This is a genomic window from Microcoleus sp. Z1_A1 (assembly GCF_036700305.1).
In the GTDB taxonomy this organism is placed as follows: Bacteria; Cyanobacteriota; Cyanobacteriia; order Cyanobacteriales; family Microcoleaceae; genus Microcoleus.
The window spans coordinates 213,557-229,619 of the sequence record NZ_JAUBOR010000002.1 but is presented as its reverse complement, the minus strand read 5'-3'; the positions used below and the strand labels follow the sequence as shown (position 1 = coordinate 229,619).

The window sequence follows — 16,063 nt, the reverse complement described above, 5'->3', positions numbered from 1 at the left end:
TTCGGAGATGAAATGCTCTACAGCAGGCGATCATTACTTTAGGCAGACGCAGGAGCCCCGCCAGGAAAGATACATTTTAAAGAATCTGTTGTTTTCATTACACAACCCCTTATTAGAAAAAGAGTTTCAGCGGTGAACTTAATATCTGCAGAGGAACTCAAAGCACTGGTACAACAATCTCCGGGATTGTGCGTATCAATTTATATGCCAGTCGCTCAAGGAACAGAAACTCAACAAAATCCGATTCGGTTCAAAAATTTAATCAGAGAGGCTGAACAAAAAATAGTAGAGTACGGATTTGACAAGAAAGAAGCGGTGGGATTGCTAGAGCCAGTCCGAGCAGAAGCAGCGATAAAATTTCTGCTGATTTGAAAGAAGCTGTTTCGGCTGCTTATTTTGGACGGGTCGATCGACTATTTGTGGCTCTTGGCGTTCATCAGTGGGGTACTTTTAATCCCGATACGAACGCGGTGCAAATCCACCCAGATGCAGAATTGGGCGACGAAGATTTGTTGAATGCCGCAGCAATTCAAACTATTCTCAACGGCGGAACTGTTTACGCGATGCCGCCGGAACAAGTGCCGGACGAGGCACCTTTAGCTGCTATTTTTCGCTATTAATTCACGAGGTTTAAAGCAATGGAATCTACTTCAATGACAAATTCCGACAAACAAAACCAAAGTAGCAGCGGCGATACCGAACGCTGGGCATCTTTAATAGGTGGCGGGGCGCTGGTGCTTTTTGGTTTGTCGCAGCGTTCTTTGAGAGGTGCTTTGCTGGCGGTTGCGGGCGGCGGTTTAGCGGCTCGCGGGCTGGGGGTTGTAGAGGGTTTGCAGTCGGCCGCAGATGCCAATCAAAGCATTAAAGTTGAAAAGACGGTGACGATCGACAAACCGGCTGAGGAATTGTACCGTTTATGGCGCAATTTTGAAAATTTGCCTCGGTTTATGAAGCATCTCAAACACGTTACGGTAATCGATGAAACACGTTCTCACTGGATTGCTAGCGCGCCGATGGGCAATAGTGTGGAATGGGATGCAGAGATTGTCCGCGAAGAAGAAAATCGCTTAATTGCTTGGGCGTCTGTGGAAGGGGCTGATGTTGACAATTCGGGTTTTGTGCGCTTTCAAGCGGCACCAGCGGGACGCGGTACTGAGGTAAAAGTTGTCATCGAATACAACCCTCCGGGCGGTGCAATTGGTGCTGGTGCTGCTAAACTATTTGGCGAAGCTCCCGAACAGCAAATTGCAGATGATTTACGTCGCTTTAAGCAGTTGATGGAAGCTGGGGAAATAGCGACTACGGAAGGTCAACCTTCGGGCCGCAAGTAAGTATCGCACTTTTGGTGGTAAGCCCTTGTAGGAACACGGCGACTGTAGGGACTTAGGACAAGCCCATAGGTGTTCAACTTAAGCTTTTTGTCCACCAGTCCTCCCGCCCACACCTTAGTCCGCCAGGGAATGAATTCCCTGTCTCATAGCGAAAGTCCTCTCAAAGAGGACTGAAAAACTCATTAGTCCTCTTTGAGACGACTTTAGCTTTGAGGCAGGGGTTTCAACCCCTGTCGGACTATCGGTTGTACGTTAAGTTGACACCTATGGACTGTTGGAGTTAGTCCGCCAGGGAATGAATTCCCTGTCTCATAGCGAAAGTCCTCTCAAAGAGGACTGAAAAACTCATTAGTCGTCTTCAGACGACTTTAGCTTTGAGGCAGGGGTTTCAACCCCTGTCGGACTGTGGGACTATCGGTTGTACGTTAAGTTGACACCTCTGGACTCTTGGAGTGTCCCTACGACACGAGCGATCGTGCGGGATGTCCTTGAGTACAAAACGTAGAGTTGGTGCTCTCAAGCTATTTGTTGTTTACCGGATTAGCTGATGTCATCTCAAGTGGTTTTCGGAAATGCGGGCGCTGAAGGGGCAAGTCGGGGCGGTTGGTTTGCGGGTCACTTTATGACGCCGGAAGATGACCCGCGATCGACTTCTGTATTAGAGGTAAAATGGGGCACTCACCCCGCCGGAGATTGTAGGACTCAGTGGGCGGTAAATGCACAAGCCACGACGCTTTCTATCCTGGTAAAAGGCCGGTTTCGCCTGCAATTTCCAGAGCAAGAAATCTTGCTGTCTCGCGAAGGAGATTATGCTCTCTGGCGGCCGGGAGTGCCTCATTATTGGTCTGCGGAGGAGGATTCGGTAATCGTGACTGTGCGGTGGCCTTCCCTACCGGGAGATAGTTCTGGAGTTAAGAATTAACTGGAATTTCGGGAACCAAAACGCGGCCGCTATAACCCGCGCGCTGGTAGCGATCGATCGCCTCGGATGCAATAACACCCGCTTTCCCACTCTCCACCAAGGCTACGCAAGCACCGCCAAAACCTCCGCCCGTCAGCCTTGCGCCGAAGACTCCGGGGATTGACTGCAAGATGGCCGCCAGCGTGTCTACTGCCGGCACCGAAACTTCGTAGTCGTCGCGCTGACTGGCGTGGGAAGCATTCATTAACTCGCCAAAACGTTTGGCTGACAAAGATTTTACTGCTTCTAGCACGCGGTTGTTTTCGGTAACGACGTGGCGCGCTCGTCTTCTGAGAGGTTCCGGTAATACTTCGACAGCTTGGGGATCGGTTATATCCCTAAGAGCTTTAACTCCCAATATCCGGGCGGATTCCTCACACTCGGCGCGCCGCTGGTTGTAGCCGCTTCCGGCTGCTAGTTGGTGGCTTTCGCCACTGTCAATTATTAAAATTTCTGTGTTTGCGGGAAAAGGTATCGGGCGGCATTCGAGGCTGCGGGTGTCGATTAATAGCATGGTGTTGGTGTCTGCTAAACTCGACGCCATTTGATCCATGATCCCACAGTTCAAGCCGGCATATCGGATTTCGGCTAGCTGTCCGATTTGAGCTAGGCGCACGTCGTCTATGGGGAGGTTCAGCAGGGCGCGCACTCCTCTGAGGGTTGCTATTTCTAAAGCGGCGCTGCTGGACAAACCGGCTCCGATCGGCACAGTCGAGGTAATGTAGAGATTTATTGGCGGTATTTTGTATCCTTCTTTTTCTAAAAGTCTGAGGCAGCCACAGATATAAGTGACAAATTTTTGCGGTATGGTATCGTCGTCTGAATAATTTATCAGTTCGTCATATTCTGCTGAATAAAAATGGTGGCGATCGTCGCTGCTGAAGCCGATTTGTACTGTGGTGCGCTGGGGAATCGCTGTTGGAAGTACAAATCCATCGTTGTAGTCTGTGTGTTCGCCCAGCAGGTTTACTCTGCCGGGGGCGCTGGCTGTGGTTTTGGGTAATGTACCAAATACTCGTTGGAATTTCATTTTTGGGGAAGTGGTAATTGGTTGTTGGTTATTTGTTATTGGTTATAGCAATCCTAAATCATTTGTAAATTTCTTACTCCCTCCCCTTGATAAGGGGAGGGTTGGGGTGGGGTAAAAAAATTACGACTCCTGCAAAAATTGCTATATTTGTTATTGGTTATTTGGAAAAACAGCTATCCGTGTATGCGTGACTTACGTGTTGTGCTGTTGGTAATTGGGAAGAAATAAATTGATTTTTTATCGTTTGTCCTTATTATAGTGCCCAAGTTTTTTGGTTAATTCAACCCCTGTTAACAAAAATAAACATGACCGTAGGTTAGGAAAAGATATAGACCTGTGATAGAATGACAGGCTAAGATTTCTCCAAAAATTCAAAAAATGCGATCGACCAGACCCCGGAAACAGTTTGCTCAACATTGGCTCAAAAGCGAGAAAGCCTTAGATAAGATTGTGAAAGCGGCTTCTTTGGATGGCGATCGCGTCCTGGAAATTGGGCCGGGCACGGGGATTCTGACTCGGCGTTTGCTGCCTGCGGCTGAGTCTGTTGTTGCTGTGGAGATCGATCGAGATTTGTGTCTCAAGCTAGCCAAACAACTCGGCAAAACCGACAATTTTTTATTGCTGCAAGGCGACATCCTGGAAATGGACTTAGAGGCTGAACTAACAGCCTTTCCCAAATTCCAAAATCCCAATAAAGTTGTTGCCAATATCCCTTATAATATTACCGGCCCGATTCTGCAAAAACTGCTGGGAACAATCTCTGTTCCTGCTGCTAAACCCTTCGATGCGATCGTGCTGTTAGTGCAGAAAGAAGTGGCCCAAAGGCTTTACGCTAAACCGGGTTCGACAGCTTTTGGCGCGCTGTCGGTGCGGGTGCAGTATTTAGCAGAATGCGAGTTAATTTGCGATGTGCCGTCTAAAGACTTTTTTCCGCCGCCAAAAGTCGATTCTGCCGTGGTGCGGCTGCTTCCCAGACAGATAGAAACTCCGGCGGTTAATCCGCGCTATTTGGAGAATTTAGTTAAGTTGGGATTTGGTAGCAAGCGCAAGATGCTGCGAAATAATTTGAAAGGGGCTGTGGATTTAGATAAACTCGTTCAATTGCTAGAAGAGTTACAGATAAATCCTCAATCTCGCGCTGAAGATTTAAGCGTGGAGCAATGGGTAAAGTTGAGCAATAATCTTATGTGCGAGGTTTGAAGTTCAGGATTGTGTTAGATACCCGAATGCTTAAATAATTCGGATATCGGGGTATTTCTTAAGTATTTTTTGGTCTGAATACTAATAGTTGAATTTAGGTTTTATGGAAATTTTTAAAGGCTTATTGTAGGCTAATCGGAATTTGAATAATAAATTCTGCACCTTTCCCCGGTGCAGAAATACACTGCAATTCGCCTTTATGCCTTATTGTGATAATTTGATAGCCAATAGATAATCCTAATCCCGTGCCTTTGCCTACTGGTTTAGTGGTAAAAAATGGATTGAATAACTGGTTTTTCACCGATTCGATTATTTCTGGCCCGTTGTTGCTAATTCGGATTTCTACCAATTCACTGTCTGAAAGTTGGGTAGAAATTTTGATGAGGCGGCTATCAGCTTCATTGGCTGCAATCGACTCGCTGTGGCTGTCCTCTTCTAAAGCATCAATAGCATTAGCCAGGATATTCATAAACACTTGATTTAGCTGTCCGGGGTAGCACTCGATTCGGGGTAAATTGCCATATTGTTTGATAACTTGAATATTCGCCAAACCGGGCTTAGCATTCAATCTGCTTTGCAAAATCATCAGTGTGCTGTCAATTCCTTCGTGAACATCGGCTAATTTCATATCGGCTTCGTCATGGCGCGAAAAAACTCGCAGCGACTTGACAATACCGAGAATGCGCTCGGCCCCGTTTTTCATAGAAATTAATATTTTTGGTAGATCATAGATAATAAAATCTAAATCTACAGACTGGAGTTTTTCTTTAAGTGTGGGTAAGGGATTCGGATACTGTTTTTGATAGATATTCACCAATTCTAGCAAACTATCGGCATACTCGCGAGCGTGAGTAACATTCGCGTAAATAAAGTTAATCGGATTGTTGATTTCATGAGCAACCCCAGCGACCAATTGCCCTAAAGATGACATTTTTTCGCTAGGAATTAGCTTTGATTGAGCCTGCTTCAATTCAGACAAGGCTTGTTCGAGCTGTTGAGTTTGAGACTTTAACTCTGCGGTGCGTTCCTCAACTCGAATTTCTAATTCTTCTTTAGCTTTTTTTAGTGCAGCTTCGGCTAATTGGCGATCGACAATTTCAGCTTCTAGGAGTCGGTTGGCCAAGGCTAAATGTTGAGCTTGAGTCTTTAACTCTGCGGTGCGTTCCTCAACTCGAATTTCTAATTCTTCTTTAGCTATTTTTAGTGCAGCTTCGGCTAATTGGCGATCGACAATTTCAGCTTCTAGGAGTCTGTTGGCGGATTCTAACTGTGCGGGACTGGGAAGTGCTAGGGCTTGAGGCATTAAGTCTACCAAAAGTATGGCTGTAGCAAAGGAAATAAGGGCAGTAATTGCTTTCATTGTTCCTGAAAGCCAATAGTTGGGATGCCAAAGTGTCCAGAGTTCAAATATGTGAGTGATGCCACAGGCGACGATAAAGGCTCCAAACAGGGCAAAGATCCAATTAAATGGCAAATCTTCGCGTTTGGAAATAAAATAAACCAATGTAATTGGAATCGAAAAATACGCGAGTGCAATGATTGAATCTGAGGTAAGGTGAAGCCAGACTAACGGGGTATGCCAGAGATAGCAGTGGCCGTGAGGAATAAATGGCCCGGAAGTAAAAAAAGTTTTCCACATTTCCTGCATAATATTTCCTTTGAGTTGTGAGAAAATGGACTCTGACTGGTGTCAATTAATTTCAACCAGGGGTTTCTTTCACCTGCGGCTTAATCACCTATGCGTTCATATTCTCTGCTAGCTTCAGCAAAAATCAATCTGTATCTGGAAATCATAGGCGATCGCCCCGACGGATTCCACGAACTGGCGATGGTACTTCAAAGCATAGATTTAGCCGATCGAATTGACTTGCGCGCGATCGGTACGGACACGATTCGCGTGCGCTGCGATCACCCGCAAGTCCCTCCTGACAAGAATAACCTGGCCTACCGGGCGGCGGATTTGTTGGCGAAGCAATTCCCCGATGCTTTGGCGAAATACGGCGGAGTCGAGATTGCCATTCACAAGCAGATTCCAGTGGCGGCGGGGCTTGCCGGCGGTTCGGCCAATGCGGCGGCGGTTTTAGTCGGGATGGATTTGCTGTGGCAATTGGGACTTACTCAGTCGGAGTTGCAAGAGTTGGGGGGAACTTTGGGTTCGGATGTGCCTTTTTGCATTGCGGGAGGTACGGCTTTGGCAACTGGTCGCGGGGATAAACTGTCGCCGCTGCCTGATTTGGGTGGCTTTTCTGTGGTGTTGGCCAAGTACCGGAATCTCAGTATTTCTACGGCATGGGCGTATCAAACTTATCGCCAGCAGTTCAGTAGTTCCTATTGTGCAGCGGAAGATTTGGAGTGCCGTCGGCAACGGCTGCATTCGGGCCCGATGGTGGGGGCGATCGCCCAAAAAGATCGATCGAAAATTGGTCAATTGCTGCACAACGATTTAGAAAAAGTTGCTTTACCTGTGTACCCGCAGGTGTTGCAGTTGCGGGAGGCTTTTGAGTCGGCGGGGGTTTTGGGAACGATGATGTCGGGTTCCGGGCCGACGGTGTTTGCGCTGGCGGAGTCTTCAGAGCAGGCTCAGCAGGTTGTGGAACGGGTTAAAAGTGCGATCGCTTCTCCAGATTTGGATTTTTGGGTAGCACCGTTTAGCAATACTGGAATTCAGATTTTTTCGCAGGGAAACGAGACGAAACCGCCGATTTCGAGGGTGTAACTCGAAGAGGGTGCGATCGCCATCGCCCGTTAAACCTGTCTAACAGGCGAGGGTAAAGATTAATCTAACTTTTCGCAGAGTCTATTGAGATCGAAGAACTGATAATATGTCATGCAACACCGATTTTAGTTTTGGTGAATTAACCAGAAATCTAAAATCTAAAATCTAAAATCTAAAATCGCCATGACTGATTTAACTAATCCAAATTCTACTTCTAAACCTCTGAGTTCGGCTGAAGATGCAACCTCTGCATCTTCCACGCCGCCGACGATTTTGCGGTGCGTGATGGGTTCGCTGATCGCGGGCGGGTTTGCGGCTGCTTTGTACGCGCTAACTTTGTCGATCGTCCAAACTTTTGCAAATTCCCCGATTCATTCTGACAATGTGACTGCGATTAATATTGGCGCGGCTGTGAGAACTTTAGTTATGGGGATTGTGGCTTTGGGTGCGGGTGTTTTTGCTTTTGCATCTTTGGGTTTGATGCTGCTGGCTGTGCAACTTGTGATTCAAAAGTTGCTAAAGAAACCTACAGCTTGAAGTCTACCAGTTGCCAGAATTTGGCTACACAAACTTTCATCCGCAAGGCAAAGACGGAATAGTAAGATCGAAGCAATGGAATTATTTACGATCGGGCACTCCAATCTGAGTATTGAAGCGTTTGTTTTGCTGCTGCAACAACACGGAATTACGGCGGTTGCGGACGTGCGATCGCATCCTTTTAGCCGCTATTTACCTCATTTTAATAAATCCGAAATTAAAGTTTCTCTGTCAAGTGTTGGCATTCAATATGTTTTTTTAGGCAAAGAGTTGGGCGCGAGACCAGAGGATTTAAGCTGTTATGATACTAGCGGTAAAGCTTTATACGATCGCATAGCAGCAACTCCTCTATTTTCCGAAGGAATTCAGCGGTTGATCCAAGGCGCAGCCAATTATAAAATCAGTTTAATGTGTGCGGAAAAAGACCCGATTACTTGTCATAGGACTATTTTAGTTTGCCAGAAACTCAGAGAATTTAATTTACAAATTCATCACATTCTTTCCGATGGCAATTTAGAATCGCACCAGCATTTAGAAGAAAGACTTTTGAGCAAGTTTAACAAAGGCAAAAAAAATAATGAGCCAATTCAGCTAAGCTTGTTTGAATTAGAGCCTCAAGTTAAAGAGGAAATAGTAGATTTAGAAACAGCTTATTATCGTCACGGGTTGGACATCGCTTATGTCACAAAAGAAAGCAATTAATTTATTTACAATTGGTTTCACTCAAAAAAGTGCGGAGGAGTTTTTTGGGATTTTGATGCAAGCGGGAGTCCGCAGGGTGATAGATACGCGGCTGAATAATGTGTCGCAGTTGGCGGGTTTTGCTAAGCGGAAAGATTTAGAGTATTTTTTGCGAACCATTGGCAATATTGAGTACGTTCACATTCTGGATTTAGCGCCAACTCAAGATATTTTGGATGATTATAAAAAGAAAAAGGGAGATTGGGATGTTTATGAACAGAAGTTTTTGGAGTTGATGGGCGATCGACAAATTGAACACAAGGTTTCATCGGATATTTTAGACTGCGGGTGTCTGCTTTGTAGCGAACCAAAACCTCATAATTGTCACCGCCGCTTAGTTGCTGAATATCTCAGCGAGAAGTGGAAAAATGTCACAATTAATCATCTTTGATTTAGTGAAAAGATTAGATAATGGTGGGATGAATCTAAAATCTAAAATCTAAAATCTAAAATCTAAAATCGAATGACTCGGATAATTTGTCTCGCTAATTCCTGGAAACGCGGCGACAGGTGCATCGCCGGAATTAATGAACTTCAAGGTAAGTGGGTGCGTCCTGTTTCCGACTTACCAGAGGGCAAAATTCCTAAAGAAATGCGGCAGATAAATAGACTTGAACCCGCGTTGTTAGATGTTCTAGAAATTCCTCTGGCCAAGACGGGGCCGGACTTTGGCTTTGAGTGTGAAAATCTTTCTGTTTTACCGGGAAAATGGCGGCAAGTAGGGAAAGTTCCGCCAGCATATTTGCTGAAATATTGCCAGAGTCAAGAATATATTTTGCACAACGATTTGCGATATGTTACGGTGGCATATATGCAGTCTTTGCCAAGGTGCGATCGCCTAACTTTGCAATTAGTCAAAGCAGTAAGATTTACGGTAAAAAAGCTAAGTCAAAGATTTGAAGGTGGTAATAAATGGGAAGGATCTATTGTCACGCAGCATGGTCAAAGATTGACTGCAACAATTACAGATCCGGTGTTTATTAGAAAGTTAGAATTGGGGTATGTACCGCAAAAAGCTTGTTTGGTAACAGTGAGTTTGAGTATGCCTTGGCGGCCCGATGATTGGGAGGGAGATGACCCTTGTTGGAAGTTGATTGCGGGTGTGGTAGAGTTGCCGGAAGATGTTGTTTATGATGAAATTTAGTTTTGACCAAAATGGGCGATCGATTATTTATTTCTTTTTATTTCCCGCAAAAACTCTGTTCATGCTATAATTCTGCGGGACTGTAGCAGAAAGGGGTGCTTTTTGATGAAAGCAGAATTTTATTTTGACTGTCACAAATATATTTGCAGTTTAGTTCAAGTGGATTTTGTCAAAGAATTAAAAATAAAAAATCATCAAGGTTTTGTTTTGGCTGTTAAGCAAGGACAAAAGATTGGACTTTTGGGAAAAAGTCGTCATAATGCTAAACAAGTTGATGTATCTAAGCCACATTTTTATAATGTAATTAAAGCGGCTATGAGCGCTTTGGAATTAGAAACTAAAAATGAGGTTATATTAGAGAGAAATCGAACTATTGCTGATGCCGAAGAAATGATTCAGCAGCAAAACCGAGAAATTCGCGTTCTTAACGAACAGATTAGAATGCTTGGAACTAAGGTTGATGAATTGTCAAGGGAAAAGCAGCAGTTATCCATGCAGCTAGTAGATAAGGAAATCAGAGAAACTGAAATTAGTCAAAAAATTGATGATTTTCCTGCTTGCGAGGAAGATTTAGTGGCGGCGAAAATTGAGCAAGAGATTGGAGAAGTTGAAATTAATGAAAAAATAGAAGAATTGTCGGTTCAAGCTTCTGGGCTAGACGTGCAGTTAATCCCAAATCAACTGAATGCGGAGGAGATTGAGGAAGAGAAAGAAATCAGCAGGGGCAAGGTTGAGACTGTTGATTTAGAAATTATAGAAGAAGTAGAAGAAAATATCAAACAACTAGAAGTTCCAGGAGGCGAAAGTGAAATTAAGCGACTGCCTAAAATAGCGTCTCACAAAAGGATGAGAAAGAAATCTTAATGCTTTAGTTATATAGCAATTCTCGCATCATTTGTCAATTTATTACGGAGTCCCAGCGGGTTCGGAGAGGGTTGGGGTGGGTAAGAATTTACGAGGCATTTAGGATTGCTATATAACTCATTGAATTGTGGCGATCGCATTTTCGCAAAAATCGTCAGCAGTTAAGCGAAAAAATCCCTTGCAACTCGCCGATTTTCCCGCCGCAGCCTCACCCACAACAGCATTTTGACAAGAATCCAGGGCGATCGGTAAAATAACAGGTACGATGGCTACGCCCCGGCCCCGGCCTACGAACTATTGTCAGCCGCATTAAATCCTTCACTAATTAACCATTTGCCAACAGTCACATAAATGTTGACAATATTGCACAATAGATAAAATTGTAAATATATAGCACCTGCGTTTTTTTACCGCTTATGAATAGCAGATTCCTCGATCGACTCCACCACCCCTCACGCCCCGTCATCGTCTTCGACGGCGCGATGGGAACCAACCTGCAAGTCCAAAACCTCACCGCAGAAGACTTTGGCGGCAAAGAATACGAAGGCTGCAACGAATATCTCGTCCACACCAAACCCGAAGCCGTCGCCAACGTGCACCGGGGATTCCTCGAAGCAGGGGCCGATGTCATCGAAACAGACACCTTTGGCGGGGCTTCCATCGTTCTCGCCGAATATGATTTAGCAGACAAAGCATATTATCTCAACAAAACTGCCGCCGAACTCGCCAAGGGTATCGCCGCCGAATTTTCCACAGCAGAAAAACCGAGATTTGTCGCAGGATCGATCGGGCCAGGCACCAAATTGCCAACATTAGGACACATTGATTTCGACACACTCACCGCCGCTTTTGCCGAACAAGCAGAAGGACTTTATGACGGTGGCGTTGACTTATTTATTGTCGAAACTTGTCAAGATGTGCTGCAAATTAAATCAGCATTAAATGCCATTGAAGAAGTATTTAAGAAAAAAGGTGCGCGAATTCCGTTAATGGTATCAGTCACAATGGAAGCCACCGGCACAATGTTAGTCGGTTCCGACATCAGCGCCGCCCTAGCCATTTTGCAGCCGTACCCCATAGATATCTTAGGATTAAATTGTGCCACCGGGCCCGATCGCATGGCCGAACACGTCAAATACCTTTCCGAACATTCACCCTTCGTCGTTTCCTGCGTTCCCAACGCCGGTTTACCCGAAAACATCGGCGGCCACGCGCACTACAAACTCACGCCCATAGAATTAAAAATGGCCTTGATGCGCTTTGTCGAAGACTTAGGCGTGCAAGTCATCGGTGGCTGCTGCGGCACTCGCTACGATCACATTCGCGAACTATCAGAAATTGGCAAAACTCTTAAACCCAAAATTCGCGAAATTACTTGGGAACCTTCCGCCGCTTCAATTTACACCGCCCAACCCTACGAACAAGAGAATTCCTTCTTAATTGTCGGCGAAAGACTCAACGCCAGCGGTTCCAAAAAATGCCGCGATTTGCTAAACGCCGAAGACTGGGATGGTTTAGTAGCAATGGCTAGGGAACAAGTGCGAGAAGGCGCGCACATTCTCGATGTCAACGTGGATTATGTCGGCCGCGACGGCGTGCGAGACATGAAAGAATTAGTCTCCCGCGTTGTGACAAATGCAACTCTCCCTTTAATGCTGGATTCCACAGAATGGGAAAAGATGGAAGCAGGCTTAAAAGTTGCGGGCGGCAAATGTTTGCTGAATTCCACTAACTATGAAGACGGAGAACCGCGTTTTTATCAAGTTTTGGAGTTGGCGAAAAAATACGGCGCGGGCATAGTTATCGGGACGATTGATGAAGACGGAATGGCGAGAACCGCAGACAAAAAATTTGCGATTGCCCAACGCGCCTATAACGCCGCCGTCGCCTACGGAATTCCCCCCCAAGAAATCTTTTTTGACACCCTAGCATTGCCCATTTCCACCGGGATTGAAGAAGACAGAAAAAACGGCAAAGCCACCATCGAATCCATCCGCCGCATTCGCCAAGAATTACCAGGCTGTCACGTAATTTTAGGAGTTTCTAACATCTCCTTCGGCTTGAATCCGGCGGCGCGGCAAGTTTTGAATTCCATGTTTTTGCACGAAGCAATGCAAGCGGGGATGGACTCGGCAATTGTCAGCGCCAATAAGATTTTGCCCCTGGCGAAAATCGACCCCAAACACCAAGAAATCTGCCGTAAACTGATTTACGACGAACGGGAGTTTGACGGCGAAATTTGCGTTTATGACCCCTTGGGCGACCTGACAACGGTGTTTGCGGGCAAAACTACCAAGCGCGATCGTACAGAAGACGCAAGCCTCCCGGTAGAAGAACGCCTCAAGCAGCACATCATCGACGGCGAACGCATTGGGCTCGACATCCAACTCGCCAAAGCATTAGAAACCTATCCGCCCCTCCACATTATCAATACCTTCTTGCTAGACGGGATGAAAGTAGTCGGAGAATTGTTCGGTTCGGGACAAATGCAACTGCCATTTGTATTGCAGTCAGCAGAAACAATGAAAGCGGCAGTTGCCTATCTAGAACCGCACATGGAAAAGTCCGAATCCGGGGACAACGCCAAAGGCACATTCATCATCGCTACTGTCAAAGGCGACGTTCACGATATCGGCAAAAACTTGGTTGATATTATCCTATCAAACAACGGCTACCGAGTGATCAACTTGGGAATTAAACAGTCGGTTGATAATATCATCGAAGCCTACGAAAAGCACAAAGCCGACTGTATAGCCATGAGTGGCTTGCTGGTAAAATCCACCGCATTTATGAAAGAAAATCTGGAAGTGTTCAACCAGAAAGGAATCACGGTTCCGGTAATTTTGGGCGGCGCGGCTTTGACTCCCAAGTTTGTACATGAAGACTGCCAAAATACTTATAAAGGTAAAGTAATTTATGGCAAAGATGCGTTTTCTGACTTGCACTTTATGGACAAACTCATGCCAGCAAAATCTGCTGGAAAATGGGAAGATTTGCAAGGATTTTTAGATGAAATAGAGGATGATAATGGGGCGGTTAAAGAAGCTAAAGCGGCGCCAGAAATTTCTGTAGAAGAGGCTAAGAAAGCAGACACTCCTGTGGTGATAGATACTAGGCGATCCGAAGCAGTTGCTGCAGATATCGATCGCCCGACTCCTCCTTTCTGGGGAACGAAACTGTTGCAGGGAGAAGACATCCCATTTGAGGAGATTTTCTGGCACTTAGATTTGCAAGCTTTAGTTGCCGGTCAGTGGCAGTTCCGCAAGCCCAAAGACCAATCGCGGGAAGAATACGACGCTTTCTTAGCTGAGAAAGTTTATCCCATCTTGGAAGAGTGGAAACACAAAATTATCACCGAAAAGTTACTGCAGCCGCAAGCAATTTACGGGTATTTTCCCTGTCAAGCTGAAGGTAATTCTTTGCATTTGTACGATCCGGAAATTATGAATGGCGGGCAAACAATAATCAGTGGCGGGCAAACAATAATCAGTGGCGGGCAAACAATAATCAGTGGCGGGCAAACAATAATCAGTGGCGGGCAAGATGCCCACCCCACAAAAGAAAGTGGCACAGGCATCTTGCCTGTGGCTGCAACAGAAAGTGGCACAGGCAAGATGCCTGTGGCTGCAACAGAGAGTGGCACAGGCATCTTGCCTGTGGCTGCAACATTCACATTTCCCCGCCAAAAATCGGCGCGCCGGCTGTGCATTGCCGACTTCTTTGCGCCCAAAGAATCGGGTAAAATCGATGTATTTCCGATGCAAGTAGCGACAGTGGGAGAAATTGCTACAGAGTACGCGCAAAAGCTATTTGCTAACAATCAATATACCGACTATCTCTACTTTCACGGATTAGCGGTACAGACAGCGGAAGCAATAGCAGAATGGACTCACGCGCGAATTCGGCGGGAATTGGGATTTGGTAGCGAGGAACCGGACAACATTCGCGATATGCTGGCGCAAAGATATCGCGGTTCGCGGTACAGTTTCGGCTATCCTGCTTGTCCGAATATGGCGGATCAGTATAAGCAACTGGAATTGTTAAAGTGCGATCGTATCAACCTGTACATGGATGAAAGCGAACAACTTTATCCCGAACAATCAACAACCGCAATTATCACCTATCACCCAGCAGCCAAATACTTCAGCGCTTAATTTATAGGGTGCGCTAGCAGCACCTTTCTCTCGTTTTCCTCGTTTTTATACTCGTTCCCCGGTACAACCTGGGAACGAGAAACCAAATTAAAATAACAAAAAAGCACCTTAAAAAAAGTGCTTTCCTGAATATGAACTTTCCGTGTCTGACGAAACATTTACGAGTAATTCCGGGGAGTGCGTGCACCTGCAGATGCTCCTACCATCGAAGCAACTAAACCCAATAGCGAGCCGAACAAAAATGACCAACCAGCTTTCGCAGCATTACCAGCGATATTGCGAGTATCCTGAGCAGTTACGTTAGGCGCTTGGTTCGGCAAATCGACGCCGCTTTGCTGCGCTTGATTAATTGCTTCTCCCGCATTCGCAGCTATGACGCCAAAAGTGCCGGCCACGCCATTTGCTAACAGCCAAGAGCCGATTGTTAAGGTGGTTGCCCACAAAATTGCTCCGTTCAAAAGCGCTGTGTTGCGGTTCATCGGGCCGCAAGCACGAGCAGTTACCCAACCGCCAACGGCCAAGCTAATTAACAAACTGATAATTGACCAAATTCCGACGCCGGTACCCACGTCTCCTGAAATAGTGCGCGGAGCTCCTGAACCAGCAATGCTGCTCAAGCCGATCGCAGCGCCCAATGCACTTAACACCAGTTGTGTGGCGATCGCAATTACCAAACCCGAAAAAATCGGGCCCCAACGTACTCGATCGTGGTATTCCATCACTGAATTTACCACCACGGGTTCGGTACCAACGTTATCTACAGGTCTATTTACGTATGACATAGGTTTTTCTTTCCTCTTAGAGTTGCTTTAATTTTTAACAATCTTTCACTTAAGCATTGATTGTGGCTGAGATTGATAAAAACTATATCTGCCTGGGGAAATAACCAGTATCTATGTCTGAAGAAAGAAACGAAAAAGTCATCCGCCCCCAGCCACCCGCTATTAGCGAATGACTGATGACTGATGACTCATGAGTGATAACTATTTTATCCCGTTGGAAAAGTTCCCGGATGTATACAGGAAATGCGGACGTATACAGAAAATACAGCTTAACGCAATCTTACAGCCGTTCCAACGGCAGTAATCAGCAGCAAAGCCCCGCTGGAGTCTACATTAATCGTGCCGGTGTCAACTTCCACCCCGATTACGGCATTGGCGCCGAGGCGCTGGGCCCGTTTTTCCAGTTCCGCGAGGGCATCTCGCTGTCCTTTGAGAAACACTTCCTCGTAACTGCCGGTGCGCCCGCCGATGATGTCGCGAATGCCCGCGAAGAAGTCTCGCAGGGCATTGGTGCCGTAGACAACCTCAGCAGTTACAATTCCCAGGTAAGATTGAATTTCTGCTCCTTGGATGATATCAGTTGTTGTTACAATCATCAGTTGG

General features: G+C 46.0%; 16 protein-coding genes. 12 read left to right on the top strand and 4 right to left on the bottom strand.

Going from position 1 to position 16,063, the window contains the following annotated elements:
• The first annotated feature begins 132 nt into the window (after window positions 1-132).
• From QT973_RS02155 to QT973_RS02140, 4 genes are all read left to right on the top strand, one after another.
• Window positions 133-372 (top strand): hypothetical protein, encoded by a 240-nt coding sequence (locus QT973_RS02155; RefSeq protein ID WP_333056717.1) that lies wholly within the window; start codon window positions 133-135, stop codon window positions 370-372.
• A complete protein-coding gene (locus QT973_RS02150) occupies window positions 369-620 on the top strand; it encodes a hypothetical protein (RefSeq protein ID WP_333231423.1) in 252 nt (83 codons plus the stop codon). Before QT973_RS02155 ends, QT973_RS02150 begins: the two co-directional genes overlap by 4 nt.
• A gap of 18 nt (window positions 621-638) precedes the next feature.
• Window positions 639-1,331: an SRPBCC family protein gene (locus QT973_RS02145; RefSeq protein WP_333339542.1), complete on the top strand. Its 693-nt coding sequence runs from the start codon at window positions 639-641 to the stop codon at window positions 1,329-1,331.
• Window positions 1,332-1,878: 547 nt separating this feature from the next.
• Window positions 1,879-2,253, top strand: coding sequence for a signal peptidase I (locus QT973_RS02140; RefSeq protein ID WP_333209785.1), 375 nt, complete (start codon window positions 1,879-1,881; stop codon window positions 2,251-2,253).
• On the opposite strand, the gene galK is transcribed toward QT973_RS02140, so the two are convergent.
• Window positions 2,243-3,322 carry a galactokinase gene (gene galK / locus QT973_RS02135; protein ID WP_333056721.1) on the bottom strand — a complete coding sequence of 360 codons (1,080 nt, stop codon included), beginning with the start codon at window positions 3,320-3,322 and terminating at the stop codon, window positions 2,243-2,245. The genes QT973_RS02140 and galK overlap by 11 nt on opposite strands.
• Window positions 3,323-3,700: 378 nt before the next feature.
• On the opposite strand from galK, the gene rsmA reads away from it, so the two are divergent.
• Entirely contained in the window at window positions 3,701-4,522 is an 822-nt protein-coding gene (rsmA, locus tag QT973_RS02130; RefSeq protein ID WP_333209787.1) for a 16S rRNA (adenine(1518)-N(6)/adenine(1519)-N(6))-dimethyltransferase RsmA, read from the top strand.
• Between the two features lie 121 nt (window positions 4,523-4,643).
• Here the strand turns inward: rsmA and QT973_RS02125 are convergent, their stop codons facing one another.
• Entirely contained in the window at window positions 4,644-6,170 is a 1,527-nt protein-coding gene (locus QT973_RS02125; RefSeq protein ID WP_333390464.1) for an ATP-binding protein, read from the bottom strand.
• Window positions 6,171-6,260: 90 nt separating this feature from the next.
• Here QT973_RS02125 and ispE point away from each other — a divergent pair, with 90 nt between their 5' ends.
• From ispE to metH, 7 genes are all read left to right on the top strand, one after another.
• Window positions 6,261-7,238, top strand: coding sequence for a 4-(cytidine 5'-diphospho)-2-C-methyl-D-erythritol kinase (gene ispE, locus QT973_RS02120; protein WP_333270841.1), 978 nt, complete (start codon window positions 6,261-6,263; stop codon window positions 7,236-7,238).
• 183 nt (window positions 7,239-7,421) lie between these two features.
• On the top strand, window positions 7,422-7,775 hold the full coding sequence (locus tag QT973_RS02115; protein ID WP_333056726.1) for a DUF3082 domain-containing protein: 354 nt from the start codon (window positions 7,422-7,424) through the stop codon (window positions 7,773-7,775).
• Window positions 7,776-7,850: 75 nt separating this feature from the next.
• Entirely contained in the window at window positions 7,851-8,477 is a 627-nt protein-coding gene (locus QT973_RS02110; protein ID WP_333209794.1) for a DUF488 domain-containing protein, read from the top strand.
• On the top strand, window positions 8,455-8,907 hold the full coding sequence (locus tag QT973_RS02105; RefSeq protein ID WP_333056729.1) for a DUF488 domain-containing protein: 453 nt from the start codon (window positions 8,455-8,457) through the stop codon (window positions 8,905-8,907). The genes QT973_RS02110 and QT973_RS02105 overlap by 23 nt, the downstream gene beginning before the upstream one ends.
• A 72-nt stretch (window positions 8,908-8,979) precedes the next feature.
• The gene (locus QT973_RS02100) at window positions 8,980-9,660 is read left to right on the top strand and encodes a dual OB domain-containing protein (RefSeq protein WP_333056731.1); all 681 of its coding nucleotides are present in this window, start codon (window positions 8,980-8,982) and stop codon (window positions 9,658-9,660) included.
• Window positions 9,661-9,765: 105 nt separating this feature from the next.
• Window positions 9,766-10,524: a hypothetical protein gene (locus tag QT973_RS02095; RefSeq protein ID WP_333056732.1), complete on the top strand. Its 759-nt coding sequence runs from the start codon at window positions 9,766-9,768 to the stop codon at window positions 10,522-10,524.
• 416 nt (window positions 10,525-10,940) lie between these two features.
• Window positions 10,941-14,678: a methionine synthase gene (gene metH / locus QT973_RS02090; protein WP_333056734.1), complete on the top strand. Its 3,738-nt coding sequence runs from the start codon at window positions 10,941-10,943 to the stop codon at window positions 14,676-14,678.
• A gap of 158 nt (window positions 14,679-14,836) precedes the next feature.
• Here metH and QT973_RS02085 read toward each other — a convergent pair whose 3' ends face one another.
• Window positions 14,837-15,460, bottom strand: a complete 624-nt coding sequence (locus QT973_RS02085) for a hypothetical protein (protein WP_333056735.1) — start codon at window positions 15,458-15,460, stop codon at window positions 14,837-14,839.
• A 269-nt stretch (window positions 15,461-15,729) separates the two neighbouring features.
• Window positions 15,730-16,056, bottom strand: coding sequence for a YbjQ family protein (locus tag QT973_RS02080; protein ID WP_172184303.1), 327 nt, complete (start codon window positions 16,054-16,056; stop codon window positions 15,730-15,732).
• Window positions 16,057-16,063 lie beyond the last annotated feature (7 nt).

What these genes read in the sequence shown, in the direction of transcription:
- QT973_RS02110 (WP_333209794.1), top strand. Translation starts at nt 7,851, where the DNA reads ATGGAATTATTTACGATCGGGCACTCCAATCTGAGTATTGAAGCGTTT.
- QT973_RS02115 (WP_333056726.1), top strand. Translation starts at nt 7,422, where the DNA reads ATGACTGATTTAACTAATCCAAATTCTACTTCTAAACCTCTGAGTTCG.
- metH (WP_333056734.1), top strand. Translation starts at nt 10,941, where the DNA reads ATGAATAGCAGATTCCTCGATCGACTCCACCACCCCTCACGCCCCGTC.
- rsmA (WP_333209787.1), top strand. Translation starts at nt 3,701, where the DNA reads ATGCGATCGACCAGACCCCGGAAACAGTTTGCTCAACATTGGCTCAAA.
- QT973_RS02100 (WP_333056731.1), top strand. Translation starts at nt 8,980, where the DNA reads ATGACTCGGATAATTTGTCTCGCTAATTCCTGGAAACGCGGCGACAGG.
- ispE (WP_333270841.1), top strand. Translation starts at nt 6,261, where the DNA reads ATGCGTTCATATTCTCTGCTAGCTTCAGCAAAAATCAATCTGTATCTG.
- QT973_RS02105 (WP_333056729.1), top strand. Translation starts at nt 8,455, where the DNA reads ATGTCACAAAAGAAAGCAATTAATTTATTTACAATTGGTTTCACTCAA.
- galK (WP_333056721.1), bottom strand. Translation starts at nt 3,322, where the DNA reads ATGAAATTCCAACGAGTATTTGGTACATTACCCAAAACCACAGCCAGC.
- QT973_RS02145 (WP_333339542.1), top strand. Translation starts at nt 639, where the DNA reads ATGGAATCTACTTCAATGACAAATTCCGACAAACAAAACCAAAGTAGC.
- QT973_RS02085 (WP_333056735.1), bottom strand. Translation starts at nt 15,460, where the DNA reads ATGTCATACGTAAATAGACCTGTAGATAACGTTGGTACCGAACCCGTG.
- QT973_RS02080 (WP_172184303.1), bottom strand. Translation starts at nt 16,056, where the DNA reads ATGATTGTAACAACAACTGATATCATCCAAGGAGCAGAAATTCAATCT.
- QT973_RS02125 (WP_333390464.1), bottom strand. Translation starts at nt 6,170, where the DNA reads ATGCAGGAAATGTGGAAAACTTTTTTTACTTCCGGGCCATTTATTCCT.
- QT973_RS02140 (WP_333209785.1), top strand. Translation starts at nt 1,879, where the DNA reads ATGTCATCTCAAGTGGTTTTCGGAAATGCGGGCGCTGAAGGGGCAAGT.
- QT973_RS02095 (WP_333056732.1), top strand. Translation starts at nt 9,766, where the DNA reads ATGAAAGCAGAATTTTATTTTGACTGTCACAAATATATTTGCAGTTTA.